At 66.0% G+C, this 26504-nt stretch carries 21 protein-coding genes and 1 pseudogene; 12 read left to right on the top strand and 10 right to left on the bottom strand.

The annotated features are described in order from the left end of the window. Positions 1 to 76: 76 nt before the first annotated feature. On the bottom strand, positions 77 to 1672 hold the full coding sequence (mdlC, locus tag ASF16_RS17865; RefSeq protein ID WP_056170286.1) for a benzoylformate decarboxylase: 1596 nt from the start codon (positions 1670 to 1672) through the stop codon (positions 77 to 79). Between the two features lie 66 nt (positions 1673 to 1738). Here mdlC and ASF16_RS17860 point away from each other — a divergent pair, with 66 nt between their 5' ends. The 4 genes from ASF16_RS17860 to ASF16_RS17850 all read left to right on the top strand — a co-directional run bounded on the left by ASF16_RS17860 (position 1739) and on the right by ASF16_RS17850 (position 5515). After that, positions 1739 to 2638: a LysR family transcriptional regulator gene (locus ASF16_RS17860; RefSeq protein WP_200926925.1), complete on the top strand. Its 900-nt coding sequence runs from the start codon at positions 1739 to 1741 to the stop codon at positions 2636 to 2638. 62 nt (positions 2639 to 2700) lie between these two features. Continuing rightward, complete coding sequence (locus tag ASF16_RS17855; RefSeq protein ID WP_056170279.1) at positions 2701 to 3876, top strand: PA0069 family radical SAM protein; 1176 nt, start codon at positions 2701 to 2703, stop codon at positions 3874 to 3876. A 125-nt stretch (positions 3877 to 4001) separates the two neighbouring features. After that, positions 4002 to 4250, top strand: a complete 249-nt coding sequence (locus ASF16_RS26260) for a hypothetical protein (protein WP_156372123.1) — start codon at positions 4002 to 4004, stop codon at positions 4248 to 4250. Then, positions 4247 to 5515 (top strand): M20 aminoacylase family protein, encoded by a 1269-nt coding sequence (locus ASF16_RS17850; protein ID WP_056170276.1) that lies wholly within the window; start codon positions 4247 to 4249, stop codon positions 5513 to 5515. The genes ASF16_RS26260 and ASF16_RS17850 overlap by 4 nt, the downstream gene beginning before the upstream one ends. A gap of 251 nt (positions 5516 to 5766) precedes the next feature. On the opposite strand, the gene ASF16_RS17845 is transcribed toward ASF16_RS17850, so the two are convergent. The 8 genes and pseudogenes from ASF16_RS17845 to ASF16_RS17810 form a co-directional block, all read right to left on the bottom strand. Next, on the bottom strand, positions 5767 to 6120 hold the full coding sequence (locus ASF16_RS17845) for a cupin domain-containing protein (RefSeq protein WP_056170272.1): 354 nt from the start codon (positions 6118 to 6120) through the stop codon (positions 5767 to 5769). A 307-nt stretch (positions 6121 to 6427) separates the two neighbouring features. After that, positions 6428 to 7588 (bottom strand): FAD-binding oxidoreductase, encoded by a 1161-nt coding sequence (locus ASF16_RS17840; RefSeq protein WP_056170268.1) that lies wholly within the window; start codon positions 7586 to 7588, stop codon positions 6428 to 6430. Beyond that, entirely contained in the window at positions 7585 to 9021 is a 1437-nt protein-coding gene (locus ASF16_RS17835) for an NAD(P)/FAD-dependent oxidoreductase (RefSeq protein WP_056170264.1), read from the bottom strand. Before ASF16_RS17835 ends, ASF16_RS17840 begins: the two co-directional genes overlap by 4 nt. A 125-nt stretch (positions 9022 to 9146) precedes the next feature. Next, positions 9147 to 9500, bottom strand: a pseudogene (locus ASF16_RS17830) ((2Fe-2S)-binding protein); the annotation flags it as partial. Between the two features lie 26 nt (positions 9501 to 9526). Next, positions 9527 to 10021 carry an Lrp/AsnC family transcriptional regulator gene (locus ASF16_RS17825; RefSeq protein ID WP_056170752.1) on the bottom strand — a complete coding sequence of 165 codons (495 nt, stop codon included), beginning with the start codon at positions 10019 to 10021 and terminating at the stop codon, positions 9527 to 9529. 58 nt (positions 10022 to 10079) lie between these two features. After that, positions 10080 to 11483, bottom strand: coding sequence for an aspartate aminotransferase family protein (locus ASF16_RS17820; RefSeq protein ID WP_056170261.1), 1404 nt, complete (start codon positions 11481 to 11483; stop codon positions 10080 to 10082). Between the two features lie 219 nt (positions 11484 to 11702). Then, positions 11703 to 12656 carry a glyoxylate/hydroxypyruvate reductase A gene (locus tag ASF16_RS17815; RefSeq protein ID WP_056170258.1) on the bottom strand — a complete coding sequence of 318 codons (954 nt, stop codon included), beginning with the start codon at positions 12654 to 12656 and terminating at the stop codon, positions 11703 to 11705. Positions 12657 to 12741: 85 nt separating this feature from the next. Then, positions 12742 to 13638, bottom strand: coding sequence for a GNAT family N-acetyltransferase (locus ASF16_RS17810; RefSeq protein ID WP_056170749.1), 897 nt, complete (start codon positions 13636 to 13638; stop codon positions 12742 to 12744). 230 nt (positions 13639 to 13868) lie between these two features. Between ASF16_RS17810 and ASF16_RS17805 the strand changes: the two genes are divergently transcribed. The 8 genes from ASF16_RS17805 to ASF16_RS17770 all read left to right on the top strand — a co-directional run bounded on the left by ASF16_RS17805 (position 13869) and on the right by ASF16_RS17770 (position 24670). Further along, complete coding sequence (locus ASF16_RS17805) at positions 13869 to 15350, top strand: aldehyde dehydrogenase (protein WP_056170257.1); 1482 nt, start codon at positions 13869 to 13871, stop codon at positions 15348 to 15350. Between the two features lie 241 nt (positions 15351 to 15591). Next, positions 15592 to 16257 (top strand): haloacid dehalogenase type II, encoded by a 666-nt coding sequence (locus tag ASF16_RS17800; RefSeq protein ID WP_056170254.1) that lies wholly within the window; start codon positions 15592 to 15594, stop codon positions 16255 to 16257. Between the two features lie 49 nt (positions 16258 to 16306). After that, positions 16307 to 17599 (top strand): FAD-binding oxidoreductase, encoded by a 1293-nt coding sequence (locus ASF16_RS17795; protein ID WP_056170251.1) that lies wholly within the window; start codon positions 16307 to 16309, stop codon positions 17597 to 17599. A gap of 103 nt (positions 17600 to 17702) precedes the next feature. Continuing rightward, positions 17703 to 19322: an ABC transporter substrate-binding protein gene (locus ASF16_RS17790; protein WP_056170248.1), complete on the top strand. Its 1620-nt coding sequence runs from the start codon at positions 17703 to 17705 to the stop codon at positions 19320 to 19322. Between the two features lie 36 nt (positions 19323 to 19358). Then, on the top strand, positions 19359 to 20315 hold the full coding sequence (locus tag ASF16_RS17785) for an ABC transporter permease (protein WP_056170245.1): 957 nt from the start codon (positions 19359 to 19361) through the stop codon (positions 20313 to 20315). 24 nt (positions 20316 to 20339) lie between these two features. Continuing rightward, the gene (locus tag ASF16_RS17780) at positions 20340 to 21227 is read left to right on the top strand and encodes an ABC transporter permease (RefSeq protein WP_056170242.1); all 888 of its coding nucleotides are present in this window, start codon (positions 20340 to 20342) and stop codon (positions 21225 to 21227) included. A gap of 1 nt (position 21228) precedes the next feature. Next, complete coding sequence (locus tag ASF16_RS17775) at positions 21229 to 22884, top strand: ABC transporter ATP-binding protein (RefSeq protein ID WP_056170240.1); 1656 nt, start codon at positions 21229 to 21231, stop codon at positions 22882 to 22884. 310 nt (positions 22885 to 23194) lie between these two features. Further along, on the top strand, positions 23195 to 24670 hold the full coding sequence (locus tag ASF16_RS17770; RefSeq protein ID WP_056170236.1) for an NAD-dependent succinate-semialdehyde dehydrogenase: 1476 nt from the start codon (positions 23195 to 23197) through the stop codon (positions 24668 to 24670). Positions 24671 to 24724: 54 nt separating this feature from the next. Here the strand turns inward: ASF16_RS17770 and ASF16_RS17765 are convergent, their stop codons facing one another. Next, positions 24725 to 26482, bottom strand: a complete 1758-nt coding sequence (locus ASF16_RS17765; protein WP_056170233.1) for a phosphoethanolamine transferase — start codon at positions 26480 to 26482, stop codon at positions 24725 to 24727. Between the last annotated feature and the right edge of the window lie 22 nt (positions 26483 to 26504).

Below are 26504 nucleotides of genomic sequence, written 5' to 3'. Positions count from 1 at the left end.
GGTGCCCAGGTGTTCCGGGTCTTGTGCGAGGTATCCAGAAAGCCGCACGGTTCATGCCGTGCCGGGGTAGGTGTCGTCAGGCCACGTCCACCTCCACGAGGATCGGGCGGGGATGGGACAGGGCTTGCCGCAGCGCATGCGCCAACTGGGCCGCATCGCTCACGCGCACGGCGTCGCAGCCCTGTCCCCGTGCCAACGCGAGGAAGTCCAGGTCGGGCAGGTCGGTGCCTTCGAGCTTGTCGTTTTCGTGGAAGCCGAAGGTGGGTGCGAATTCCTGCAGCGCTGCATAGCGGCGGTTCTTCAGGATGATGAAGGTGATGGGGAGTTTGAGTTGCGCCGCGCTCCACAGCGCCTGGATGGAGTACATCGCCGAGCCGTCGCCGATGAGCCCGATGACCTTGCGGTCAGGCTTTGCCAGCGCCACGCCCACCGCAGCCGGCAGGCCATAGCCCAGGCCACCGCTGCACATGGTGTAGAAGGTTTCGCTCTGCACGATGGGCAGGTAGGCGTGCATGGCGGCGCGGGAGCTGGGCGCTTCCTCCACCACGACTGATGCGGCATCGCGCACCTCGGCCAGTGTCTGCATCACGTAGGGCACGCTCATCAACTCGCCCGGTGCCGAAGGCTCGGCGCGTGGGCGTGCTGCGCGGGGCGGGGGCAGGGCGCGCATAGCCGGCGCCGGCCGTGCCAGCAAGTCCTGCACACCCAGGCGCACGCTGCCCACGGCCGAGGTGCCCTCGGGTGTCCAGGCGGCGGTGCCCGGGTCGTCGATCAGCTGCACCAGTTGCGCGCCCGGTGGCACATGCGGGCCGAAGCCTTCCACGTGGTACGTGAAGGCCGCAGCGCCCAGCGCGAACACCAGGTCGTGCCCGCCCAGCAGCGCCACGATCTTCTCGCGCATGGCGGGCAGCACGCCCGCAAACAGGCGGTGGTCCTGCGGAAAGCCGCAGCGGCCGGACATGGGCGCGGTCCACACGGCGGCGTTGTGCCGCTCGGCCAGGGCGAGCACATCATTCCAGGCGCGGTCGCGGTCCACGGCGGCGCCGACCACGAAGACCGGGCGCTGCGCGGCGTCGAGCGCGTCGCCAATGGCCTGCAGCACGCGCGGCTCGGGGCGCGTCTCGGTGCTCACGGTGCGCGCCTGCAGCGGCTCGCAGGGCTTGTCCCAATCGTCCGCAGGAATGGACACCAGCACCGGCCCGCGCGGCTGCTGCATCGCGATGTAGTAGGCCCGCGCGATGGCCAATGGCACGTCTTCGGCGCGGGCGGGCTCGATGCTCCACTTCACGTAGGGCTTGGGCAGCTCGGTGGCCTGGCCCGAAAACAGGAAAGGGTCGAACGGCAGGATGGACCGCGCCTGCTGCCCTGCCGTGATGACCATGGGCGTGCGGTTCTTGTGCGCCGTAAAGATGTTGCCCATGGCGTGGCCCACACCCGCAGCCGAGTGCAGGTTCACAAACGCCGCGTTGTGCGTGGCCTGCGCATAGCCGTCTGCCATGCCCACGACCACCGATTCCTGCAGGCCCAGGATGTAGCGGAAGTCCGCCGGAAAGTCGAGGAACAGCGGCAGCTCGGTCGAGCCCGGGTTGCCGAAGATGGTGTCGATGTGAAGGCCGCGCAGCAGTTCGAGCACGGCCTCCCGCACGGTGGGGAGCAAGGTTTCTGAAGGCATCCCTCGATCTTCGGGGCGCGTGCTTCATCCATCAATACAATGAAGTGACTAAGCGGTATTCATTCAATGCATATCAAGGACATCGACCTCAACCTGCTGCGCCTGTTCGATGCCGTCTACCGCACGCGCAACGTCAGCCGCGCCGCCGAGCTGCTGGACCTGACGCAGCCTGCGGCCAGCCAGGCGCTGACACGCCTGCGCCTGCTGATCAAGGACCCGCTGTTCGTGCGCGCGGGCGGCGGTGTGGAGCCCACGCCCAAGGCCGACCGGCTGGCCGATGCGGTGCGCAGCGCGCTGGGCTTGCTGGAGGAAGCCCTCAACGAGTCTGCGCTGTTCAACCCGCTCGATTCGCACAAGGTGTTCCGCATCCACATGAGCGACATCGGCGAAGGCCGCTTTCTGCCGGACCTGATGGTGGCGCTGCGGCGCGAGGCCCCCGGTGTGCGGCTGGAGACACTGCCCGTGCCGCGCATCGAGATCGCGCAGCGGCTGGACAGCGGCCGCATCGACTTTGCGTTTGGCTTCTTGCCCACGGTCAAAGACACGCAGCGCGTGCAACTCATCAAGGACCGCTACGTGGTGCTGCTGCGCGCGGGCCACCCCTTTGCGGCACGCAAGCGCAGCGGGCCGGCCTTGCTCAAGGATTTGCGGCAACTGGAGTTTGTGGGCGTGCGCACGCATTCGGACACCCTGCGCATTCTGGAGATGCTGCAGCTGCAAGACCGGCTGCGGCTGACCACCGAGCACTTCATGGTGCTGCCCGCCATCGTGCGGGCGACCGACCTGGCAGTGGTCATGCCGCGCAACATTGCGCGCACCTTTGCCGCAGACGGCGGCTACACGCTCATCGAGCCTGCGTTTCCGCTGCGCGACTTCACCGTGTCGCTGCACTGGAGCCGGCGGTTTGAAAGCGATCCCGGCAATCAATGGATGCGTGGGCTGATCGAAAAGCTCTTCAGGGAATAGGGCAGCAGCTTCTTCGGAATGCCATTTGTGTAGGGGGATAAATACTGTATATTTGTACAGGCATGACTCCCAAGACCGCTTTCGACCCCGATCTGCCCGAGGTGCCGGCGGAAGTGCGCGTACCCATTCAGGCAATCCGCGGCCGTGGTGCCGCCACCGCCATGCCGCACCGGTTCACACGCGATGTGCGAGAGGTGGCAGATGACGGCTGGGGGCGTGCCGGCCAGGGTGACGAAGGGCAGGGGCATGAGGAGGAAGACGGCGCGCCGGCGTTGACCACCACCGTGCACTTGGAGACCGCGCGCAGCGCTATCTGCGCCAACGACTCACCCGACATCTTTTTCGAGTTGTCCGTCAATCCGTACCGTGGGTGCGAACACGGTTGTGTGTACTGTTATGCGCGGCCTACGCACAGCTATCTCAACTTTTCGCCTGGGCTCGACTTCGAAACCCAGATTGTGGCCAAGCAGAACATCGCCGAGGTGCTGCGCCACGAGCTGGCGCAGCCGCGCTATGTGCCGCGCCTGCTCAACATCGGCTCGGCCACCGACTGCTACCAGCCGGTCGAGCGTGAGCTCAAGCTCACCCGCAGCCTGATCGAAGTCATGCGCGATGCGCGCCACCCGTTCTCGCTGATCACCAAGTCGAGTGGTGTGGAGCGTGACCTGGACCTGCTCGCCCCGTTGGCGGCGCAGCATCTCACGGCGGTTTACGTGACCATCACCACGCTGGACCCCGTGCTGGCCCGCCGTATGGAGCCGCGCGCTGCGGCCCCCCACAGGCGCCTGCGCACTCTGCGCACGCTGGCCGATGCAGGCATCCCGGTGGGCGTGAGCGTGGCCCCGCAGATCCCTTTCATCACTGAGGACATGGAGCAGGTACTTGAAGCCGCGCGCGATGCCGGCGCGCAGAGCGCGTTCTACACGGTGCTGCGCCTGCCCTGGGAGTTGGACGCCGTTTTTCGCGAATGGCTGGAAGTGCATTACCCGCAGCGCGCGGCGCGGGTGATGGCCCGGGTGCAGGACCTGCACAGCATCGACGCCACCGAGCGCAGCGCGGGCAAGAGCTACGACAGCAACTTTGCCACCCGCATGAAGGGCAGCGGACTCTGGGCGGATCTGCTGCGCCAGCGGTTTGCCGGCGCGTGCCGGCGTCTGGGGCTCAACCGCGCCAGGGTCGAGCTGGATCTGACGCAGTTCAGGCCTGGGCTGACGCGGGGGCAGGGCAGCTTGTTCTGAAGGCGGGGGCTAAGGTGGCTGATGGCTGGGTTGGCGTTCTGCTCCGCGACGCCTCGCCTGTCCGAAAAATGGCCTTGCCTGAGGGCAATTGCTGCGAGCGCCTGTGTTTTTCACCATCTGCGTGCTTGAGTTTCAAAAACGCATGGAATGCTGACGAGCGCCATCCGATCCGCATCAAGCCCGCTCCGCTCGCCCATAAGCTTGACTCTTTTTGGCGTGCGCGGCGGGCCGCCTGCACCCGCAACTCTTTAGCGTGCCACGAGTCAGCACAGGAGAAACCCATGGCTTTGCGCGATTTCAGGGTACTGGCGTTTGATGTGGTGGAAACATTGGCACCGGCGCAGTTGGCCGATGCGATGGAGGCCGGGCAATGAGCGCCGCAGCGGCGGCAAGCGCTCCCCATGCATTCTCAGGCGCCGCCATCGCAGCGCCTGTGTCTGACCTGTTGCCCGACCTGGTGGCCCTGCGCCACGACCTGCATGCGCATCCCGAACTGGCCTTCGAGGAGCGACGCACGGCAGGCATCGTGGCCCGCGCTCTGCGGCTGCTCGGACTCACAGTGCACGAGAGCGTGGGAGGCACGGGCGTAGTGGGCACGCTGCACTGCGGCCCCGGTGAAAGCAAACACAGTGGCACCGGCAAAAGCATGCCCAGCGTGGGCCTGCGCGCCGACATGGATGCACTTCCAATGGTGGAACTGGGTCAACGTGCGCATGCCAGCCGGTCGCCCGGCAAGCACCACGGCTGCGGACACGACGGTCACACCAGCATGCTGCTGGGTGCCGCGCAGCAATTGGCACGCACGCACCAGACGCTGGGTTTGAAGGGCACGGTGCATTTCATCTTTCAGCCTGCCGAAGAAGGCAAGGGCGGTGCGGCCCGCATGATCGACGACGGGCTCTTCGAGCGGTTTCCTTGCGATAGCGTCTATGCCTTGCACAACTGGCCCGACCTGCCGCTAGGCCAGGTGCAGACACGTCCCGGGCCCATCATGGCGGCCGCAGACCGTTTCGACATCACCTTGCGGGGTCGCGGCGGGCATGCGGCCCAGCCACACCACACGCCCGATGCCATCCTGGCGGCCAGTCAACTGGTGGCGCAGCTCAACACCATCGTGGCCCGGCGCATCGACCCGGGCGAGTCCGCTGTGTTGTCGGTTACCCGCATCGAGGGTGGCCACAGCCACAACGTGTTGCCGGCAGAGGTGCAGATCACCGGCACCGTGCGCAGCTTCGATGCCACCATACAAGACCGCATCGAAGCCGCGCTGCGCGCCACCGCTCAGGGCGTGGCATTGGCCAGCGGCACCGAGGTGGACGTCAAGTACCTGCGTTACTACCCGGCCACCATCAATACCGCAGCAGAGGCTGCACTGGCGCTTGCCGCAGCGCGCGCCGTCGGCCTGCAGGCCCATGTGGCACCGCGCGCCGCGTTCACATCCGAAGACTTCGCCTTCATGCTGCAGCGCAAGTCCGGCGCCTACCTGTGGCTGGGCCAGGGCAAGGCAGAACCAGGCCCCGACGGAGAGCGTGCACTGCACCACCCCTGCTATGACTTCAACGACGATGCATTGCCGCTGGGGGTGCGCTGGTTCTGTGAGATAGCGGCAAGGGCCTTGTCAGCGGCGGATGCGCGCTGACAGGCGGGAATCGATGGTTGATTGGCGATTCACGTTTGCCGTTTGCCGTTTGCCGTTTCCCGTTTGACGTTTGACGTTTGACGTTTGACGTTTGACGTTTGACGTTTGGCGTTGCGAGTGCAGATGTCAGAGTGACAGCGGGTGACCGTGAATGCCCCAAAACTCCGGCCTGAGCCGATGTGCGAAGCAATCCACGGTTGCGGTAGGCCGCAGTCAATCGGCTATGTGTGCGCGCAGGGCTGGCGCTACGTCTACGCCACGACCCACACTTTGCGCACGGTCGCCAGCGTCTTCCATGTGCCGGTGTAGCCCGGCTTCATGATGAAACAATCGCCCGCCCGAAAAGTGATGGGGGCGTGGCCGTCTTCGGTGATCTCTGCTTCGCCAGACAGGATGTAGCAGAACTCCCAGGTATCGCCCTTGATGGAACGGTTGGTCCCCGGTGTCGACTCGAAGACGCCAGCACGCACGGCGCCGTCCTTGGCACTGTCTATATCCCAGTTGCGCACAACGATGTCTCCTTCGAGCACGCGATCCGCCGGCGGCCGGTACTCGCGGGGATCGCCGAGGTTGTTCAAACTGAAGGTGACGAGGTTGCGGGTCATGGGTGGCCTTGGGTTGGGCGGTTGAAAAAGCGTTAAATCGAATGGAAGGTCTGAGAAGGTCAATGAGGGCCATGGCGGTCACTCAAGGACGGGAAGCCATTGAAGTTCTACGGGTCCTGGATCAGCTGCGTGGGGAGCAGCCAGGGGCTGCTTGGCACCGGGTCGCTGCATGTGGCGTGACTCACCCCCTACGCCAATCAGCACGGGAAGGATGGCAGGCGGCTGCGGAAGGGGCACGGTTCGGTTTGTGACCGCGCCGGGCCCGCTCCCTATCAAGCTCACGACAAGAATGCTCAAGAACAATCGCTCAAGACGACAGCGTTTGGCCTGCAGCAAACCTTTCAATCGCGTACGGTTTCATCGGGATGGCGGTACATCCGGTAGCGATCAATTCGGCCATGGTTTCGCCCACCCCTGGGCTGATGGCAAAACCTTCTCCGTTGAAGCCGAAGGCATAGTGCAGCCCCGGCACTTTGGCGCTCGGGCCCATGACGGGCTGCCAGTCGGGTGTATAGCCTTCGATGCCGCTCCACACGCGAATGAGCTGCACGTTGTCGAACGCCGGCACAAAGCGGCGCAACTCGCGCAGTTGCCTGAGCACGTTGTCAGGCTTGACGTAAGCCCGCACATGGTCGGCGTGGGCAGGGCCCTTGAGGCCGCCGCCAAACACGATGTTGCCGCGCGCAATCTGCCGAAAGTACATCCCCTCGTGCTCGACAGGCGAGGACAGTCCGATGGACGGCCCCAGGGCGTAAGGCAGAGGCTCTGTCACGCCCATCTGCGGGCCGCGGGCCTCCAGCGGCACACCTTCGCCAAACTGCTCTGCCATGCGGTTGGACCACGCGCCGCATGCCACCAGCATCTGTGGTGCCTGAAAGCGCCTCCCGTCCGCCGTGTGGGCGGTAAATCCCTTGCCGTCGTGCTCGACCTGCAGCACGTCCGCATGTTCGATGATCCGGGCGCCCGCTCGCTGCGCCGCGCGTGCGAACGCAGGACCTGCGAGCCGTGGGTTTGCGTGGCCGTCTTCGGGAGAGTAGGAGCCTGCCACCACTCCTGGCGCGAAGATGCCCCAGCGTTGGCGCAGCTGCGCAGCGGTAAAAAGCTGCAGGTGAAGACCCAGGGGCTTCACATCGAGCGCATGTTGCTCGATCACGGCGGCCTGCTTTTCGGTGTAGCACACGCGCAGGTGGCCGTAAGGTACGAACTCAGCGTCCTCGCCCAGCAGTTCGCGGATGCGGCCCCACACGGCGCGGGCGCGGTGGGCCAATGGCATCTGGTGCAGTTCGCGCCCCTGGCGGCGCACATTGCCAAAATTGGTCCCGCTGGCTTGGCGGCCCACCAGTTCGCGCTCCAGCAGCGTGACCGACAGGCCGTGCTGGCGCAGAAAAAAGGCTGTGGTGGTGCCCATCAGGCCACCGCCCAGCACCAGCACGTCAGTGCCGTGCGCGCCGGTGCGGGACGCACTCATGCCTGCACCTCGCGCGTGTTCATCATGAGCGGTTTGACCGGCGCCTGCGAGCGCAGTCGGCCCACTTGTTCAATCGGAATGCTGCAGGTGTGCGCCACGATCTCTGCCGCGGCGTGTCCGCAAAAACGGCCTTGGCAACGGCCCATGCCCACGCGGCTGAAGGCCTTGGCGCGGTTGACCTCGCGGCTGTCCAGCTCGGTCACGCAGCGCCGCAGCTCACCCGCCGTGACCGATTCGCACCTGCACACCACAGCCGTGTCGGGCAGAACTGCGGCATGCGCGTGGGGCCAGGGAAACGCGTGGCCCAGCCCTTGGCGGAAACGGTCCATGCGCGCCAGTTCACTGCGCAGCGCGGGGGCCTCGCGAGTGTGCACGGCAGTCCCCGCAGCGTGCTTCAGGTCCGACAGCGCCGCCAGTGCCGCCAGCCTGCCCGCGGCTTCGGCACCATCTGCGCCCAAAATGCGCGTGCCGTCGCCTGCCAGGTACACCCCCGCAGTGCTACTCCGACCATCGGAATCGATGCGGGGCAGCCATTGCCGTGTGACCGGCTCGAAGTAGAAATCGCACCGCGCCATGTCGGCCAGCTGAGTCTCGGCGCGCAGATGCCAGCCCATGCCGACGGCATCGCATTCGAACCGGCGGTCCGCCCCGTGTGACGGCCGTACGGTCACTGCACGCACGCCCTGAGTGTCGTCGCCTTCGATGGCCACCGGGGTCACACCCTGCAGCACCGGCACACCCGCTGCACGCAGGCTGCGAATGAGTGACAGGCCGCGCAGTGCCAGCCGCGGCCGCGCGAGCAGCCCGCACAGCGCCTTCCATGACTTCATCGCTGGTCCAGTGTCCAGCACTGCGGTCACACGCGCTCCGGCCTGCACGTACTGAGATGCCACCAGATACAAGAGGGGCCCGCTGCCCATGAACACCACCTGCGAGCCAATGGCACATGCCTGTGCCTTCAGCGCGATCTGGGCGGCGCCCAGGCTGTAGCAGCCCGCGTGCTGCCAACCGGGCACCGGCATCAGTCGGTCGGTGGCGCCAGAGCACACCAGCAGTGCGTCGTACGGCAGGGTCGCGGTATCGCCCGCTCGCACCACATGCAACTCGCCTGCGGTCACGTTCCACGCCAGGGTGTCAGGCCTGTAGTCGACATGGTCGCGAAGGGCCGCAAAGTCGCGGTGCAGAGACTCGGCCTTGGATGCTTCCGCGCCATACAGCTTGGCGTAGGGGCGTTTGAAACCTTCTGGCTGGCGGCGGTAGATCTGGCCGCCGTCGAGACGGCCTTCGTCGACCAGGGTGGGGCGCAGGCCTGCTTGCACGACGGCCTGTGCAGCGCGCACGCCCGCAGGGCCGGCACCGACGATGACGATGCGCGGCGCGGTGCCCGGCGCTGTATCGGTGGTCGGCGCGGAAGGTGCTGTGGGCGTGCTCATGCGGCGCCTTTGGTCGGCGGGGATGCGGCACCGGCTCGAAGGCCTACATTTGCATCTGCATCTGCATCTGCATCCGTAGCCGCAACCATGTGGGCATGGATATGCAAGACGGGAACTGCTGCGCCGTGCTGTGTCAGCGATTCCCGCAGGTCCTGCGTCATCGGCCAGTGCCCGGCTGGTGGGCGGGTCAGCACTTCCATGCCAGCCTGCACTGGCGTCGAGCACGCGCGCAGCCGCTCTCCGGTGGACTGCCACACCCAGCAATCCTGGCAGGCGCCCATCAGGCAAAAACCCGCGCGCGGCCCATCACCAAATTCACTGTCGCGCACCCGTCGGCCGTGGCACATCAACGCAACCAGCAGGGTGTCGCCAGCAAGCGCCATGCAGGTGGCGCCGTCGATGGTGATGTAGACCGAGGGGCGGTCCGTTTCGGCCAGCCGCACGAAGCGGGCGGCCTGTGGCGGAGCGGGGGCGCGCATGGGTGGCATCACGGTAATGTGTGGCGTCAGCGCTGGTTGGGAAACAGCCGTTCAATCGGGCAATGTGTCTTGATGAATGGGGACTTGATGACGATGTAGCTGAAGTACTTGGCAATACCAAGATTGCGCTCCAGCAGCTCTTCAATGATCTCCTGGTAGTGGTTGACGCCCCGGGTGACAAAGCGCACCAGATAGTCGTAGCCGCCGCTCACCAGGTGGCACTCCAGCACCTCATCGACTTCGCGCAGCGCTGCTTCGAATCGCGTGAAATCTTCGCGGCGATGATCGGCCAGCGTGATTTCCGTGAAGACGGTGAGCGTGTCGCCCAGCTTTTCCAGTCGCAGATGCGCGCCGTAGCCACCGATGTACCCCGCCTGCTCCAGGCGCTTCACCCGGATGAGGCAAGGGCTGGGCGAGAGCCCGACGGCATCCGCCAGGTCCACGTTGGTCATGCGCCCGTTTTTTTGCAACTGCGCCAGAATGCGCAGGTCCAGGCGGTCGATCTTGAAGGCTTCGTTCATCATGGTTTGCAAGCGAGGAGAAATTGCGTCGATTTTGCTCGGCGGCTGCCAGTAGCGTTCATTCTGTAAGGGCTGCGCGGACGTCTGGGGCGGTCAGCACTTCGTCCAAGGTTGCACGCACGCGGTCGAACAGCAGGCCGAAATCGTCCCGCGTGTAAGTGAGTGCCGGCGCGAAACCCAGGATGTTGTCGCCGAACGCTCTGAAGACAACGCCCTGGCGGTAGCTGGCGGCCGCGATGCGCTCGGGCAGTCCCAATGCGGGCGCAAACCCGCTTTTGGTGTGTTTGTTGCTCACGAGCTCCAAGGCGCCCAGCAGGCCGCGGTGACGCGAATCCCCTACCAACGGGTGTTCCAGCAACGCGTCGAGGCCGTTCGCGAAGGTGCTGGCCATGCGTTGAGCGTTGGCCAGGATGCCGCCTGCCTCATACAGGCGGAGCACTTCCAGTGCCACCGCAGCGCTGACGGGGTGGGCGGAATAAGTGGCGCCATGGCCGATGGAGGCACCCGCCGGGGCACCATCGGCAATCGCAGAATAAACCGCGTCGGACATGAGCGTGGCGCCCATGGGCACGTAGCCGGAGGTGAGGCCTTTGGCCACGGTCATGAGATCGGGCTCGGCGCCTTCGGCATCGCACGCGAACATGGGTCCTGTGCGGCCGAAGCCGGTGATGACTTCATCCACCACAAAAAGGATGCCCAGCTCGTGCGCGGTGTCGCACATGGCCTTGAGCCAGCCCTTGGGCGGCACGATGACGCCGCCCGAACCCTGGATGGGTTCGCAAAAGAATGCTGCGACCTGCTCCGCCCCCAGCTCGTCGACTTTGGCACGCAGTGCAGTCACCGATGCGGCGATGATGGTGGCCCCGTCTTGCGGATCAGGCGCGCGGTAAGGGTTGGGCGATGGAATGTAGTGCTGCGTGGGCAAGGGCAGGTCGAACCCCCGGTGGAACACGGGCAGTGCGGTCAGGCCAGCGCCGGTAGATGACGAGCCGTGGTAGCCCCGCTCCAGCGCAATGAAATGCTTCTTGCCAGGTTTGCCGATGGCGTTGCAGTACTGCACGATGAATCGCACCGCGGCGTCGATGGAGTCGGAGCCACCGAGCGTGAAGTACACGTGCTGGAGCGGCGCAGGCGTAATTTGAACGAGTTTTTCGGCCAGGCGGATGGCGGGCTCGCTGCTGAAGTGAAAGTAGCCCGTGGCGTAAGGCAGGCGGCGCATTTGCTCTGCCGCGGCCTGGACCACGCTCTCCTGGCCGTAGCCCACGTTCACGCACCACAGGCCCGCAAAGGCGTCGAGCAGGCGGTGTCCCTTGGCATCGGTCAGCCATGCACCGTGGGCCGACGACAGGATGGTGGGGCCGCGCTGTTCGTGCGTGCGCCAAGGTGCCACAGGGTGGATGAGGTGGGCGCGATCTATTGCGTCCAGGGCTGCAATTTGGGGCAGGGCTTCGGAATGGGTCATTGCGGCTATCCGTGGAAAGCTAGGGACAAGGGTGATGGCAAGAGGCCTTTCCAGCAACCGCTCTTGACGCCAAGGTTACACCCCGCGCTTGACAAGGTTGTGCTTCTTTGAGGCTTTTGCACGCGGCAGCCTGCGGTTGTTCGGTCTTGGACGGCACATAGTTCTGCCGATGGACTAAAGGCGGTAACGCGGTGGATCCGGGGCACTATCTGCATGGTTTCAATAGCCTCGGCGCCGGTCCACCAAGCCGGTCATTGGCTCGCCTGCACGGAATCGGTGCAAGTTGTCGATGACGGCTGCCGCAGCGCTCTGGGGCTGGGTCATGCTGGCAATGTGGGGTGTGATCTGCACATGGGGGTGCCGCCACAGCGCATGACCGTAGGGCAACGGCTCCGGGTCGGTCACATCCAGCACTGCTTGGGCGATCTGCCCACTGGCCAGCGCCTCGAGAAGGTCCTCGCTGACCAATTGAGCCCCGCGGCCCACATGCACCAGCGACGCCCCTTTTGGCAGTCGGCTGAACATTTCGCTGTTCAGAATGCCCCGGGTGGCATCGGTCAGCGGCAGCAGGCACACGGCAATATCAAGCCGGGGCAGGAATTGGCACAGGCCATCTGGACCAGCGTAGCAATCCACCCCCGCCACTGTGTGGGTGGAGCGGCTCCAGCCCGCGCAGATGAAGCCGAGACTTTTGAGCTGCATCAGCACCGCCTGGCCCAACGAGCCCAGGCCCAGAACACCCACGCGGCGCTGGCTGGCAGGGCGCACCGGCAGCGGGCGCCACTCGCCACGCAACTGCTGGCGCCGGTACTGCGGCATGTCGCGGTGCAGGTCGAGCACAGCGTGCGTCACGTACTCGACCATTCCTTGCACAATGCCGGGCTCGACCATGCGGACTACCGGCAGATGGGCGGGCAGGGCATGCAGATCGAACTGATCCACGCCGGCGCCTGACGAAAACAGCACCTGCAGGTGGGGGAACAATTCGCCGATCTGCTCCGGCGGCTCCCACGCAGCCATGAAGCGCACGGCGTCAGGGTCGCCGACGTCGGGCCAGATGCGAAAGTCGATCTCTGGAGCCTGTTCGCGAAACACCTCGGCCCACTGCCTGCCGCGAACGGGGTCGGCTTTATACAGGAATGTGGGTGGGGATTTGGGTGCGGGCGAAGTCATGCTGCTAAGAGTTGGCGTTGCGTTGCGTTTGCTCTAGGCAGGTACAGGGGCGAGTGCAAATGCAAGGACGTCGCGGTCCGCTCGCTCAGCCCACCGCCTGGGTAGCGATTGCAAACAACCTGGGACCTTCGGCAGGACTCTGAAGCGGCGCGCCGCGCACCATGGTGGTGGGTGCGTCGACCCGCGGCAGCCCGATGCTTTCAAGCCACTCGGTCATGCCGCTGTCGAAATCGATGTCGATGCGGGTGAAGCGGCCGGCATTCATGCCTGCGAGGTGGGCGATCAGCGCCTTGGCGCCTTGAACATCTGGGGCGATCACCGGCCCGATGGCATGACCGCGGCCAAATCTGCGCAGCAGAGCAAAACCGAGTTGCTCGCCGTCACAGTCCAGCACCACGCAGGCTTCGGACTGGTTCAGCAGGTCATCGATCAAGGCGGGACGCGGCATGCCGCGCGCCTGCGCGTCCAGGTTGTGCAATGCCTGGGCTTCATTCAGCCCGGCTGGCCGCAGGCGACAGCCTCGTGCCAGGGCGATGAGCGGCGTCGACACCGCCATCCCCTGGTGCTGGCGCACCTCGCCGGAACGCACAAAGCCAAGGCGCTCATACAGGCCACGCCCCTCCGTGGTAGCGTGCAACAGCACAGTGCGGCCTTGCAGGCCGTCCAGCAGGGCCGTCATGAGGCGATGGCCGATGCGGCGGCCCTGGCAAGCTGGGGACACGATCACCAAGCCGATGGTGGCGTGGTCCGGTCCCCACAGCCACCGCTGGGCCGTGCCGACGACCTGCCCGTCACGTTCGGCCACCAGTCCCTCGGCGTGTGCAAACACCTGCTCCCAGTCTGCAGGACGGTGGGGCCAGCGCAGTTCGGCCGACAGGGCGTGCGCTTGGGGCAGGTCTTCCGACGTCATGGCGCGCAGCACAACGCCGTCGTCGGCAATGAAAGTGCCGGGCGGCAAGGGAGCGGGATGCGTGGGGGGCATGAAAATCAACCTCATGTCAATGGAAATTGGCGCTCATATTGGACGACATCGCCTCTGCGCACCAGCGCCAATGAGAGGGCTGGACGCAACTTGCAAGCATCATCTGTGGAGTGCCCGCGTTTTGATATTCGCTGCGGAACAGTGACTGCTTACAGGCACATATGCTGGGGCTTACTGCCTAGCATCGGACGCTTGTCCATCTTTTCTGCGTTTACCCCGCACACTGCCCCATGTCCGTGTTCGACCCCAACGCCGTCGCTGTACCTTCGGGTCATTTCATTGGGGGGCAGCTCGTTCCTGGCACCCTCCGCATGCCCGTTCTGCGCCCTTCGGATGGCCAGTTGCACGCCGATTTGCCCCTGGCCGATGCAGGGACCGTGGACTTTGCGGTACAAAATGCTTGGCGGGCATGGCGCCAGTCAGACTGGGCACGCCGCGCTCCCCGGGACCGAGCCCGTGTGTTGCGGCGCTGGGCGGACCTTGTGGAGGCAGACGCACCAACTCTGGCGCCCCTCGAAGCCGTGTGCTCCACGCGACCAATGCGCGATGCTGCGGCGTGGGACGTGCCTTTCACGGCTGAAGGGCTGAGGTTCTTTGCAGAATATGCCGACAAGCTGGGCGGCGAAGTGGCCGCCACGCGGCACGATCATCTGGGCATGGTGGTGGCCGAGCCCTACGGCGTGGTGGGTGCGATCACTCCGTGGAATTTTCCGCTGGTGATGGTGTCCTGGAAGGTGGGGGCCGCACTGGCCGCAGGCAATGCTGTGGTGCTCAAGCCCTCGGAACTGACGCCTTTTTCTGCCGTGCGCCTGGCGCAGCTGGCGGTGCAGGCGGGTATACCGCCGGGGCTTTTCAACGTGGTGCAGGGCGATGGGCGCACCACGGGTGATGCGCTGACGCGCCACCCGCTGGTCTCCAAGATGACCTTTACCGGCTCGACCCGCACGGGCGCGGCGATCATGGCCACCTGTGCCTTGCAGGGCCCGAAGCCGGTGACGCTGGAGCTGGGCGGCAAAAGCCCGCAGTTGGTGTTCGACGATGCGCCAGACATCGACCGGCTGGCCGGCATCATTGCGGGCGCCATCACGGGCAATGCGGGCCAGGTCTGCGTGGCTGGCTCACGGCTGATCGTGCAGCGCGGCATCGGTGAACGCCTGGTGGAGCGCATTGCGGCAAGATTTGCTGCGCTGCGCCCAGGTGCCACCTGGGATGCCGAGGCCACGCTCTCGCCCATCATCTCGTCGCCGCAGGCGGCCCGCATTCTCGACATCGTGGAGCGATCACGCGATGCAGGTGGGCGGGTGCGTTGCGGTGGCGGTCTATTTGACGGCGGGCCCGGCGGCGCGTTCTTCCAGCCGACGCTGATCGACGGCGTGGCAGGGGAGAACCCGGCCGTGCAAGAGGAAATTTTTGGTCCGGTACTCACCGTGCAGACCTTCGACGACGAAGAAGAGGGCCTCGCGCTGGCTGCCCACGAGCACTACGGACTGGCCGCGGGGGTGCACACGGCGGACATCGGCCGCGCCCTGCGCGCCATGCGCAGCATCTCTGCTGGCACGGTCTGGATCAACCGCTATGGACGCAGCGCCGACTTCGTCATTCCCACCGGGGGCTATCACCAGTCCGGTCTCGGCAAGGATCTGGGGCGGCAGGCCGTGGAGGCCAACCTGCGCTTCAAAAGCGTGTTGATAGATTTTGCTGCGGCGCAATAACCGTGTCTGCAAGGGTTGCAGAGGTGCAGGTATGCACTGCGTCGGTGCAGACAGCATTGCATGCTGCGGTCGTGCTGCAAAACGCAGATTGCCCGTGTCTCGCCCCGTATTTCCCTATGAACTCGGCCAAGCAGCGTGCTTCAATGGCCTTCAACCATTTGGTCATGACACCGTCGCAAATGCTGCGTAAGGCAGGCGGCCCGCGCCGGCCCGTGACGGCACAACCCAAGGATTCGAAACCATGACTTTCCGTCCCAAGTACGTGACTTTCGACTGCTACGGCACGCTCACGCGCTTTCGCATGGGGGAGATGACGCGTGAACTGTTCGCCGACCGCGTTCCGGCCGAGCGCATGGACCAGTTCATCGCTGACTTCTCCGCCTACCGCTTCGACGAAGTGCTGGGTGATTGGCAGCCCTACGAGGTGGTCCTCAAGAATGCGGTGCGCCGGTTGTGCAAGAAGTGGAAGATTCAGTATTTCGACACCGACGGGCAAAAGTACTACGACGCCGTCCCGACCTGGGACCCCCATGCCGATGTGCCCGCAGGCTTGGCCAGGGTGGCCAAGGAGATTCCGCTGGTGATCCTCTCGAACGCTTCGGACGATCAGATCCAGAAAAACGTCGCCATGCTGGGTGCGCCTTTCCACCGGGTGTACACGGCCCAGCAAGCCCAGGCCTACAAGCCGCGCCTCAAACCGTTCGAATACATGCTCGATTCGCTGGGCTGCAATCCGGAAGACGTCCTGCATGTCTCGTCCAGCCTGCGCTATGACCTCATGTCCGCCGACGACATCGGCATCGTCAACAAGGTGTTCGTGAACCGCGGGCACGGCCCTGGCAACCCTGCGTACCGCTATACCGAGATCCAGGATATCGGCGGTCTTGCGGGCGTGGTCGGCCTCTGACCCGTGTTTGATGCCGCATGCCGTTGGTCGCTGATGCTCACTGCCTGATATGAAGCTCGACTCGTACTGGAACGATGCTTTGCCGGTATGGCCTGCCGAGGCACGGCGCAGCCTGCCTGCCAAGGTGGACGTGGCAATCGTCGGGGCGGGGTTCACGGGCCTGTCCGCAGCGCTGGAGCTGGCCCGCAATGGAGCCACGGTGGCCGTGCTCGAAGCGGGGCCCACCGTGGCCCCTGAGGCATCGGGGCGCAACGGAGGGCATGTCAACAACGGTCTGGCCGTGGACTATGCCGACGTGGCTGCGCGGGTGGGCGTGCAGCAGGCCCGGGCCTGGTACCACGCCTACGACGATGCGGTGGACACCGTGGCCCGCCTGGTGCGCGAGGAATCGATCGACTGCGACTTTTTGCGCCACGGCAAGCTCAAGCTCGCAACGCGGCCCCAGCAGATGGAGGCGCTGCACCGCAGCGCAGAGCGGCTGGTGGCAGACGGCGTCGACACCGATGTGGACGTGCTCACGGCCGCCCGCGTACGCGACGAGGTGCAGAGCGACCGCTTTCATGGCGGCCTGCTGTACAAACGCAGCGCGCAGATGCACATGGGACGGTTTGCGCTGGGGCTGGCGCGTGCTGCACAGCGCAAGGGTGCCGAGATCTACACTGGAGCCCGCGTCGACCGACTGGAGCGGGTGCAGGGGCGCACGCACAAGCTGCACACAGCGCATGGGGTCGTCAAGGCCGACCAGGTGCTTCTGGCAACCGGTGCGTCGCGCCATGGTGGTTATGGCAGCTTTGGCTGGTTGCGGCGGCGCATCGTTCCCATCGGCAGCTTCATCGTGGTGACGGAGCCGCTGGGCGAAGACCGGGCCAGCGCCCTGCTGGCGGCCCGCAGGACGTACACCACCATCGCCAACATCCACCATTACTTTCGGCTCACGGCCGACCATCGGCTGGTCTTTGGCGGACGTGCCCGTTTTGCCATTTCCAGTCCCCAGTCGGATGCCGCCAGTGGCGAGATCCTGCGGGCTGGCCTGAGCGAGATTTTCCCAAGGCTTGGCCCGGTGCGGCTCGACTACTGCTGGGGCGGCCTGGTGGACATGACGCAGGACCGCCTGCCCCACGCTGGCGAGCGCGATGGCCTGTTCTATTCCATGGGCTACAGCGGTCATGGCACCCAGATGTCCGTGCACATGGGTCAGTGCATGGCGGCCGTGATGGCTGGCAATGCCAGTGCCAACCCATGGGGCGGCAGGGCGTGGCCAGCCATTGCAGGGCACTTCGGCCCGCCGTGGTTCCTGCCAGCCGTGGGCCTGTACTACCGGCTCAAGGACCGGCTGGCCTGAGGCCAGAAGCCTGAACCCCTGAAGTCCCAGCGTCATCAGTTCGCCAGTCTGTCTTTCCCTCCAACGATTTCCACCCACTTGCTTTTCAACCAGGAGCTGCACCATGAGCGATAGCCACCACCAGTTCGAGCAACTTGTCGGTTCCCGTGAAAGCCTTCGTGTGATGGACTCGCTGCGCCGGGGCGCTTCGCGGCGCGACGTGCTGGCCATGCTGGCAGCCTGCGGCATGCAGGCCACGGTGGCCGGCAGCATCGCCGGGCTGGCCATGACGGCCCACGCCCAGACACCGAAGCGGGGCGGGCGCATCCGCGTGGCAGGCGCAACGGCCGCGGCCACCGACACGCTCGACCCCGCCAAGCAGTCCAACCAGACGGACTACTCGCGTGGGACCATGCTCTACAACGGGCTCACGGTGCTCGATGCCTCGCTCACCCCCCAGCCTGCGCTGGCGGAGTCGTTCGCCACGCAGGACGCCAAGACCTGGGTGTTCACCCTGCGCAAGGGCGTGGTGTTCCATGACGGCAAGGCCCTGACGCCGGCCGACGTGGTGTTCTCCATCCAGCGCCACAAAGACCCGGCCACGGCCTCCAAAGCCAAGGTGCTGGCCGAGCAGATCGAATCGGTGCGCGCCAGTGGGCCGAACGAAGTCACCATCGTGCTGTCGGCGCCCAATTCGGACCTGCCGGTCATCCTGGGAACCTTCCACTTTCACATCGTCAAGGACGGCACCACCGACTTCAATGCCGGTATCGGCACCGGGCCGTACAAGCTCAAGGAATTCAAGCCGGGCGTGCGCTCGCTGGTGGTGCGCAACGGGGCGTACTGGAAGCCCGGCAAACCCTACCTGGACGAGATCGAGTTTGTGGGTATCGGCGATGAAAGCGCCCGCGTGAATGCGCTGCTGTCTGGCGGCATGGACCTGGTGGCCTCGATCAACCCGCGCGCCGTGGCGCGTGTGAGCGGCACGCCGGGCTACGCCGTCTTCACCACCCAGTCAGGCCAGTACTCCGACCTCATCATGCGCAAGGACGTGGGGCCGGGCATGAATCCCGACTTCGTGCTCGGCATGAAGCATCTGTTCGACCGCGAGCAGATGAAGAAGACGATTGCGCTGGACTACGCCGTGCTCGGCAACGACCAGCCCATCGACCCCACCAACCGGTTCCACTTCAAAGGCCTGCCGCAGCGTGCATACGACCTGGACAGGGCCAAGTTCCACTTGCAGAAATCGGGCGTGACGGGCAAGGTGCCGGTGGTGGTGTCACCGGCCGCGATGTACTCTGTCGAAATCGCGCTGTTGCTGCAGCAGTCGGCCCAGCGCGCCGGCATCGACCTGGATATCAAACGCATGCCCGCCGACGGCTACTGGTCGAACCACTGGCTCACCAGCCCGGTGGGCTTCGGCAACGTCAACCCCCGGCCGAGCGCCGACACGATCCTGACGCAATTTTTCAAGTCCGATGCTGCGTGGAACGAATCCCGCTGGAAGAGCGCCCAGTTCGACCAGTTGCTGCTGGCATCACGGGCCGAGACCGATCTGGCCAAGCGCAAGCAGATGTATGCCGACATGCAGACCATGATCCATGGCGAGGCGGGTATCGGTATTCCCCTGTTCCTGGCCAGCATCGACGGGCACTCCAGCAAGCTCAAGGGTTTGTCTCCGATTCCATTGGGCGGGCTGATGGGCTACTCTTTCGCCGAGCACGTCTGGCTGGACGCCTGACGCGCACGACCCGGCAACCGTCACCCCAGCTTTCGCATGAACCGTGTGATCCTCTCGCTGTTGGCCAAACGCCTGCTGTTTGCGTTGCTTTCGCTGCTGGCGGTGTCGGTCATCGTGTTTGCGATCACGGCGGTGCTGCCGGGCGATGCCGCCCAGGAGCAACTGGGGCAGGACGCGACGCCCGACGCGCTGGCCGCGTTGCGCGCCCAGATGGGCCTCGATGTACCGGCGCCCACGCGCTACCTGCGGTGGCTGTGGGGCGTGGTGCGCGGCGATCTCGGGCAGTCGGCCACCACCCAGATGCCGGTCGGCGACCTGGTGGCCAGCAGGCTGCCCAATTCACTGCTGCTGGCGGCGGTGACGGCGCTTTTCTCCGTACCCATCGCATTGGCGCTGGGTATCTCCTCGGCAGTGTGGCGTGGGTCGTGGCTGGACCGGATTGCGTCCAACCTGTCGGTGGCGGTGGTGTCCGTGCCCGAATTTCTGGTGGCCACGCTGGCCGTGCTGGTGTTCGCGGTGCAACTGCGCTGGCTGCCTGCGCTGTCGTATGTGAGCGATATCGAATCCGTGGGCCAGATGCTGCGTGCGTTTGCCATGCCGGTGCTCAGCCTGTGCTGCGTGATCGTGGCGCAGATGATGCGCATGACCCGTGCCGCGGTCATCGACCAGCTGGAGGCGCCCTACATCGAGATGGTGCGGCTCAAGGGGGCGTCGCCCTTGCGCATGGTGCTGGTCCACGCGCTGCCCAACGCGGTGGGGCCGATCGCCAACGCGGTGGCGTTGTCGCTGTCGTACCTGCTGGGCGGCGTGATCGTGATCGAAACCATCTTCAACTACCCGGGCATTGCCAAGCTGATGGTCGATGGCGTGACCCAGCGCGACATGCCGCTGGTGCAGACCTGCGCCATGATTTTTTGCACCGGCTACCTGGTGCTGGTCACGCTGGCCGACGTGTGCGGCATCGTCGCCAACCCGCGCCTGCGGCACCGCTGACCCCTACCGAGCGAGGACCGCACCATGGACACCAGCCCTCCTGCACGCACGGCTTCGGCCGATGCCGTGCGTGGCCGAAGCGCTGCGCGCCACTGGCTGGCCGGCTTCGGCTGGGCTGGCAGTGTGGGGCTGCTGGTCCTGCTGCTTTGGCTGGTGGCGGCGCTGGCAGGGCCCTGGCTGCTGCCGCGCCACCTGGTGGATCTGCAGGCATCGGTCGTCTATGGCCCCATCAATGCCACCCACTGGCTGGGCACCGACTATCTGGGCCGCGACATGCTGGTGCGGGTGGTGCAGGGGGCCCGCTACACCGTGGGCGTGGCACTGGTCGCCACGCTGGTGGCCAGCGCCACAGGGACGGTGCTGGCCCTGCTGGCCGCCGCTAGCGGTACGGTGGTGGACAGCGTACTGAGCCGGCTGCTCGATACGCTCACGTCCATCCCCAGCAAGATGTTTGCGCTGGTGCTGGTGGCGGGGTTTGGCTCTTCGGTGGGCATGCTGGTGTTCACGGCGGCACTCATCTACGTGCCGGGCGCCTACCGCATCGCCCGGTCTCTGGCCGTCAACATCAACGAGCTCGACTACGTGACGGTGGCCCGCACCCGGGGCGAGAGCACGCTGTACATCATGCTGCGCGAGATACTGCCCAACATCCTGGGCCCCATGCTGGCCGACTTGGGCCTGCGCTTCGTCTACGTGGTGTTGCTTCTGGCCAGCCTGAGCTTTCTGGGGCTGGGCATTCAGCCGCCTGCTGCAGACTGGGGCTCGCTGGTGCGGGAGAACATCGGCGCCCTGCCCGATGCAGGCGCCTCGGTGATCGCACCGGCACTCGCCATTGCCAGCCTTACCATCGCCGTCAACCTGGTGATCGACAACCTGCCGGGCCGGTCTGCCCGTGCGCGGGGAAGGTGCTGACATGGGCGCTTCTGTGGTGGTCAAGGACCTGCACATCACCGCCGGCGGGCAGACGCTGGTGGACCGCCTCAGCTTTGCCATCGAGCCCGGCGAAGTGCTGGCGCTGATCGGCGAGTCGGGCTCGGGCAAGACCACGACGGCGCTGGCACTGATGGGCTTTGCCCGCTACGGCTGCACCATCGCAGGGGGCAGTGTGCACATCGGCGACACCGATGTGCTCAACCTGTCGCCCGCAGGCCAGCGGGCGCTGCGCGGGCGCACGGTGTCGTACATCGCGCAGAGCGCAGCGGCGTCGTTCAACCCGTCGCGCACCATTCTGGACCAGGTGGTGGAGCCCACGCGCATCCACGGCACCATGCCCCGTGCCGAGGCCGAAGCCAAGGCGGTGCAGCTGTTCGCCGAACTGGCCCTGCCAAACCCTGAAACCATAGGCCAGCGCTATCCGCACCAGGTGTCGGGCGGGCAGCTGCAGCGCCTGATGGCGGCCATGGCGCTGATCACCGACCCCGACGTGGTCATCCTCGACGAGCCCACCACGGCGCTGGATGTGACCACCCAGATCGAGGTGCTGCGCGCGTTTCGCCGCGTGGTGCGGGAGCGGCGGACCACCGCGGTGTACGTGAGCCACGACCTGGCCGTGGTCGCGCAGATGGCTGACCACATCCTGGTGCTGCGCGGCGGGCAGACGCAGGAGATCAACACCACCGCGCACATCCTGCAGGCGCCCACGCACTGCTACACGCAAAGCTTGCTGGCGGCGGCACTCCCCACACCACGCGTGGCCGGGCATTGCAAGGGCGAGGGTGAACTGCTGCTGGAAGTGCGCAACCTTTCTGCCGGTTACGGTGCCACGGATGCGCAGGGCCAGCCTGCCACGCTGATTCTTGAGGACATCAGCTTCAAGCTGCATCGGGGCCAGGCCATCGGCGTGATCGGCGAGTCCGGGTCGGGCAAGACCACGCTGGCCCGCGCCATCGCGGGGTTGGTGGCGCCGTGCAAGGGCAGCGTGCTGTTCCACCACCGCGAGCTGCAGCCCGAGCTGCGCCACCGCACCAGGGACGAGCTGCGCCGCATCCAGATCGTGTTCCAGATGGCCGACACGGCGCTGAACCCATCGCAAACCATCGAGCGCATCCTGGCACGCCCCCTGCAGTTCTACAAAGGCCTGCAGGGCGACGCGTTGCAGCGCCGCATCCATGAACTGCTCGACCTGGTGCGCCTGCCGCACGCGGTGGCGCAGCGCTTGCCCGGCGGGCTGTCGGGCGGGCAAAAGCAGCGGGTGAATCTGGCGCGCGCCCTGGCCGCAGAACCGGACCTGATCCTGTGCGACGAGGTGACGTCGGCGCTGGACACGGTGGTGGGGGCTGCCGTGCTGGACCTGATGGCGGACCTGCGGCGCGAGTTGGGCGTGTCCTATTTGTTCATCAGCCACGACCTGCACACCGTGCGTGCGGTGTGCGACGAGATCATCGTCATGCAGCACGGCCGCAAGCTCGATCAGCTGGCCCGTGCCAACTTCGACAGCGGGCCGCACCACCCGTACTTCGAGCTGCTGGCACGGTCGGTGCCCGAGCTGCGCCAGGGCTGGCTGGATGAGCGTGACGCAGAGCGCGGCGCTGCGGTGGGCGTGGCTCCTGCGGCCGCCTCGACCGCCTGAAGGTCTGAACGCCTGCCTAGACGCATGACCGCAAGTTGCGCCTTGCCGGTGCGGGCGCTGCAGCGATGGCTAGGCGGTAGTGCTCCTTTTTTTATAGCTGGTAGCGCTCTACAGGAGCGCGGTAGGTGCCAATTTCATTCGCATGTCTGCCCATCACGGCAGTCCTGTGCCCCTATTGACGCTCGTAACTGTTCGCTTAAAACCATTCGACGGTCATCCCAAGCCCGAACCCAAGTGCACTAACCACGCCCGCCATCCAAGCCCATCGCCCACGCCCGCACCCTGTGCCACACACCACGCCCGCAACCCCATGCCACAGACCCTTGCCCTCACCCGCCACGACCTGATCCGCAACGCCAACTTCATTGCCGGCGCCTGGACCGACACCGCTACAGCGCGCTTTGCCGTCACCGACCCCGCCACCGGCGAGACGATCACCCGCGTTCCTGACTCCGGCGCTGCCGAGGCGCTGGCCGCGCTGGAAGCCGCGCACGCCGCTTTCCCGGCATGGAAGAAGGTACCCGCCAAACAGCGCGCCGCCATCATCAAGCGCTGGAACGATCTGGTGGTGGCCCACCAGGACGACCTGGGCAAGCTGATCTCGCTGGAGCAGGGCAAACCCTTGGCCGAAGGCCAGGGCGAGGTGGCCTACGCCGCCAGCTATATCGAATGGTTTGCCGAGGAGGCCACGCGCATGAACGGCGAAATCATCCCGGCCCCGGTGCCCCGCCGGCGCATGTTCGCGCTGCGCGAGCCCGTGGGCGTGGTGGCCGCCATCACGCCGTGGAACTTTCCGGCCGCGATGATCGCGCGCAAGATCGCCCCGGCGCTGGCCGCAGGTTGCACGGTGGTGTGCAAACCGGCCGAGGACACCCCGCTCACCTCGCTGGCCCTGGTGCTGCTGGCGCACGAGGCGGGGGTGCCTCCGGGCGTGCTCAACATCGTGACCGCTTCACGCGAGCGAACGCCCGACGTTGTGGACGTGTGGCTCGATGAGGCCCGCGTGCGCAAGATCACCTTCACCGGCTCCACGCCTGTGGGCAAGCACCTGGCGCGGCGCAGCGCCGACACGCTCAAGAAGCTGTCGCTGGAGCTGGGCGGCAACGCTCCCTTCATCGTGTTTGAAGACGCGGACATCGGCGCGGCCGTGGACGGCTTCATGGCCGCCAAGTTCAGAAACGGTGGCCAGACCTGCGTGTGCCCCAACCGGGTGTTCGTGCATGCCAGTGTCCACGAGGCATTTGCCAGTCAGCTCACCGCCCGGGTCGCAGCGCTGAAGGTGGGCCCCGCCAGCGACCCTGCCTCGCAGATCGGCCCGATGATCAACGAACGGGCAGTGCAGAAGATAGAGCGCCATGTGCACGATGCCATCGCCAAGGGCGCCCAGGTGCTCACTGGCGGCAAGCGCCTGACCGCACCGGGTGCCACCTACTACGCCCCCACCGTGCTTGCCGGTGCGGACGCGAGCATGGCCTGCGCCTGTGAGGAAACCTTCGGCCCTGTGGCGCCGCTGACCATCTTCCACGACGAGGCCGAGGTGGTCGCCGCGGCCAACGACACGCCGTTCGGGCTGGCGGCGTACTTCTACAGCACCGACGTGCGCCGCATCTGGCGCGTGGCGGACGCGCTGGAGACGGGCATCGTGGGCATCAACGAAGGCGCCATCTCGGCAGAGGCCGCGCCGTTCGGTGGCGTCAAGGAATCAGGCTACGGCCGCGAGGGCTCCACGCACGGGCTGGACGACTACCTGCACACCAAATACATCTGCCAGGGACAGCTGGACTAACGCGTTGCTTGCGCGGTGCGGATACGTTCAGCGCTTTTCATCGCAGGCCCAGAATCACAGCCGGCTGCCTGCAGAAGCGGCTGCGGCCATGGACTGCGATTTGTTCCTGCAGGCCGTGAACATGTCCAGGTCGGGGTTGTAGGCGCCCGTTGTCACGTCCATCAGGCCGAGCACGGAATGAAAGTAGTTGTCGTGCGTGATGCGCCGCTGCGCCAGGTCCTGCTGCAGGCAGCCTGTCGGCAGGCTGGAGCGGGACTGCATTGCAGGCGACAGCCAGGTGAGCCAGGGCACATGCTTTTGCACGTCGGGCGCAATGGCGTAGGGCAGGCCGTGCAGGTAGATGTTGTTCTCGCCCAGCGACTCGCCGTGGTCTGCTACATAAATCATAGCTGCTTCCGGTTGATCAGAGCGCGTGGAGAGCCATTTGAGCACCGATTCGAGGAACAGATCCGTCTCCCGGATGCTGTTGTCGTAGGCGTTCACCACCTGCTGGCGTTCGCATTCCTGCAGCGCGGTCGATGCGCATTCGGGCATGAACTTCTTGAGCTCGGGCGAGGAGCGCTTGGAGTACGCCGGGCCGTGGCTGCCCAACTGGTGCAGCACCACCACCGTGCCGCGTTGGCGCTGTTCGGCAGGCAGCGCGGCGATGTGCGCGTCCAGGTCCTTGAGCATGATGCGGTCCAGGCATTCGCCGCGGGCTGCGCACAGCGCGGGGTCCTTCAGTGCCGAGGTATTGATGTCGTTGCTCACCCGGTCGCACACGCCCTTGCAGCCCGACTGGTTGTCCACCCACAGCACGGCCAGGCCGGCATTGTGCAGCACGTCGATCAGGCTCTCGAAATTGGCGGCGCGCGCCTCGTAGCCGGTGCGCCCCAGGTGCGAGAACATGCACGGCACGGAGGCTGCGGTACTGGTGCCGCAGGACCAGGCGTTGCGCGCGCTGACCAGGTCGGTGCGCGCCGACAGCAGCGGGGTGGTGTCACGCGCATAGCCGTTGAGCCCGAAGTTGCCGCTGCGGCCGGTTTCGCCCAGCACCAGCACCAGCAGGGGCGGTGCTTTCTGGCCCACGTAGCTCGCACCCAGCTGCGCATCGCGGCCCAGCGGCAGCAGCTTGCTGCCGTCGATGCGCAAGGGCCGGGTGGCGATGTTGCCCAGCGCATACACGGTGTTGAGCGGGTTGATGAGGTAGCGCAGCTTGGTGTGGTTGCGCATGGTGGAGGCAAAGTCCTGGAACACCATCAGCAGGCACACCACGATGACGGCGATGGCACCCAGCAGCAGCGCGCCGTTGTGCGCCACCTGCCGCACCGTGCTCAAGCGCCGCACCGGCGTGCGGTACAGCCACACCAGCGGCGGCGCCAGCAGCGCGAACACAGTGCCGGCCATGCGCCAGCTGAGCACGTCGGCGGCCTCATGGGCGTCGGTCTGCAGCACGTTGACCAGCATGCTCGCGTCGATGGTGATGCCGTAGGCCAGCATGAAATACGCGCCGAAGGCCGCCATGACCACCAGCACCGCAGCGGCAGGCTTGAGCGTGAGGCGCCACGCCAGCAGGCTGAGCAGCGCTGCATTGCCCGCCGCCACGATGACGAAGAATGCCGCCGCAAACAACCAGCCGCGCAGGCTGCCATGGCCGGGCAACTGGGCCACTTCGCGCCACAGCGGCACATTGCACGCCGCGGCCAGCCAGACGCTGATGAACACCACCACCCAGGCAGGGTGCAAGGCACGGGGCGCGGCGGCAGCGCCAGGCCGGGGGGCAACGCCCACGGCCGCGGGGGAGAGCAGCAGGCGCTGCAGGATCAAAGGCATGGGCGCACTGTGGCGCCCGAGA

It is taken from the genome of Acidovorax sp. Leaf78 (assembly GCF_001422735.1).
GTDB lineage: Bacteria > Pseudomonadota > Gammaproteobacteria > Burkholderiales > Burkholderiaceae_C > Acidovorax.
Note: the sequence above shows the minus strand (reverse complement) of the source record. Positions and strands in the feature narration are given on the sequence as shown.

Bases quoted from the DNA above. Each gene is read 5' to 3' on its own strand.
- ASF16_RS17855 (WP_056170279.1), top strand. From the start codon at position 2,701: ATGACTCCCAAGACCGCTTTCGACCCCGATCTGCCCGAGGTGCCGGCG.
- mdlC (WP_056170286.1), bottom strand. From the start codon at position 1,672: ATGCCTTCAGAAACCTTGCTCCCCACCGTGCGGGAGGCCGTGCTCGAA.
- ASF16_RS17850 (WP_056170276.1), top strand. From the start codon at position 4,247: ATGAGCGCCGCAGCGGCGGCAAGCGCTCCCCATGCATTCTCAGGCGCC.
- ASF16_RS17790 (WP_056170248.1), top strand. From the start codon at position 17,703: ATGAGCGATAGCCACCACCAGTTCGAGCAACTTGTCGGTTCCCGTGAA.
- ASF16_RS17785 (WP_056170245.1), top strand. From the start codon at position 19,359: ATGAACCGTGTGATCCTCTCGCTGTTGGCCAAACGCCTGCTGTTTGCG.
- ASF16_RS17765 (WP_056170233.1), bottom strand. From the start codon at position 26,482: ATGCCTTTGATCCTGCAGCGCCTGCTGCTCTCCCCCGCGGCCGTGGGC.
- ASF16_RS17800 (WP_056170254.1), top strand. From the start codon at position 15,592: ATGACTTTCCGTCCCAAGTACGTGACTTTCGACTGCTACGGCACGCTC.
- ASF16_RS17835 (WP_056170264.1), bottom strand. From the start codon at position 9,021: ATGAGCACGCCCACAGCACCTTCCGCGCCGACCACCGATACAGCGCCG.
- ASF16_RS17840 (WP_056170268.1), bottom strand. From the start codon at position 7,588: ATGAGTGCGTCCCGCACCGGCGCGCACGGCACTGACGTGCTGGTGCTG.
- ASF16_RS17810 (WP_056170749.1), bottom strand. From the start codon at position 13,638: ATGCCCCCCACGCATCCCGCTCCCTTGCCGCCCGGCACTTTCATTGCC.
- ASF16_RS17775 (WP_056170240.1), top strand. From the start codon at position 21,229: ATGGGCGCTTCTGTGGTGGTCAAGGACCTGCACATCACCGCCGGCGGG.
- ASF16_RS17825 (WP_056170752.1), bottom strand. From the start codon at position 10,021: ATGAACGAAGCCTTCAAGATCGACCGCCTGGACCTGCGCATTCTGGCG.
- ASF16_RS17820 (WP_056170261.1), bottom strand. From the start codon at position 11,483: ATGACCCATTCCGAAGCCCTGCCCCAAATTGCAGCCCTGGACGCAATA.
- ASF16_RS17780 (WP_056170242.1), top strand. From the start codon at position 20,340: ATGGACACCAGCCCTCCTGCACGCACGGCTTCGGCCGATGCCGTGCGT.
- ASF16_RS17795 (WP_056170251.1), top strand. From the start codon at position 16,307: ATGAAGCTCGACTCGTACTGGAACGATGCTTTGCCGGTATGGCCTGCC.
- ASF16_RS17815 (WP_056170258.1), bottom strand. From the start codon at position 12,656: ATGACTTCGCCCGCACCCAAATCCCCACCCACATTCCTGTATAAAGCC.
- ASF16_RS17860 (WP_200926925.1), top strand. From the start codon at position 1,739: ATGCATATCAAGGACATCGACCTCAACCTGCTGCGCCTGTTCGATGCC.
- ASF16_RS17845 (WP_056170272.1), bottom strand. From the start codon at position 6,120: ATGACCCGCAACCTCGTCACCTTCAGTTTGAACAACCTCGGCGATCCC.
- ASF16_RS17805 (WP_056170257.1), top strand. From the start codon at position 13,869: ATGTCCGTGTTCGACCCCAACGCCGTCGCTGTACCTTCGGGTCATTTC.
- ASF16_RS17770 (WP_056170236.1), top strand. From the start codon at position 23,195: ATGCCACAGACCCTTGCCCTCACCCGCCACGACCTGATCCGCAACGCC.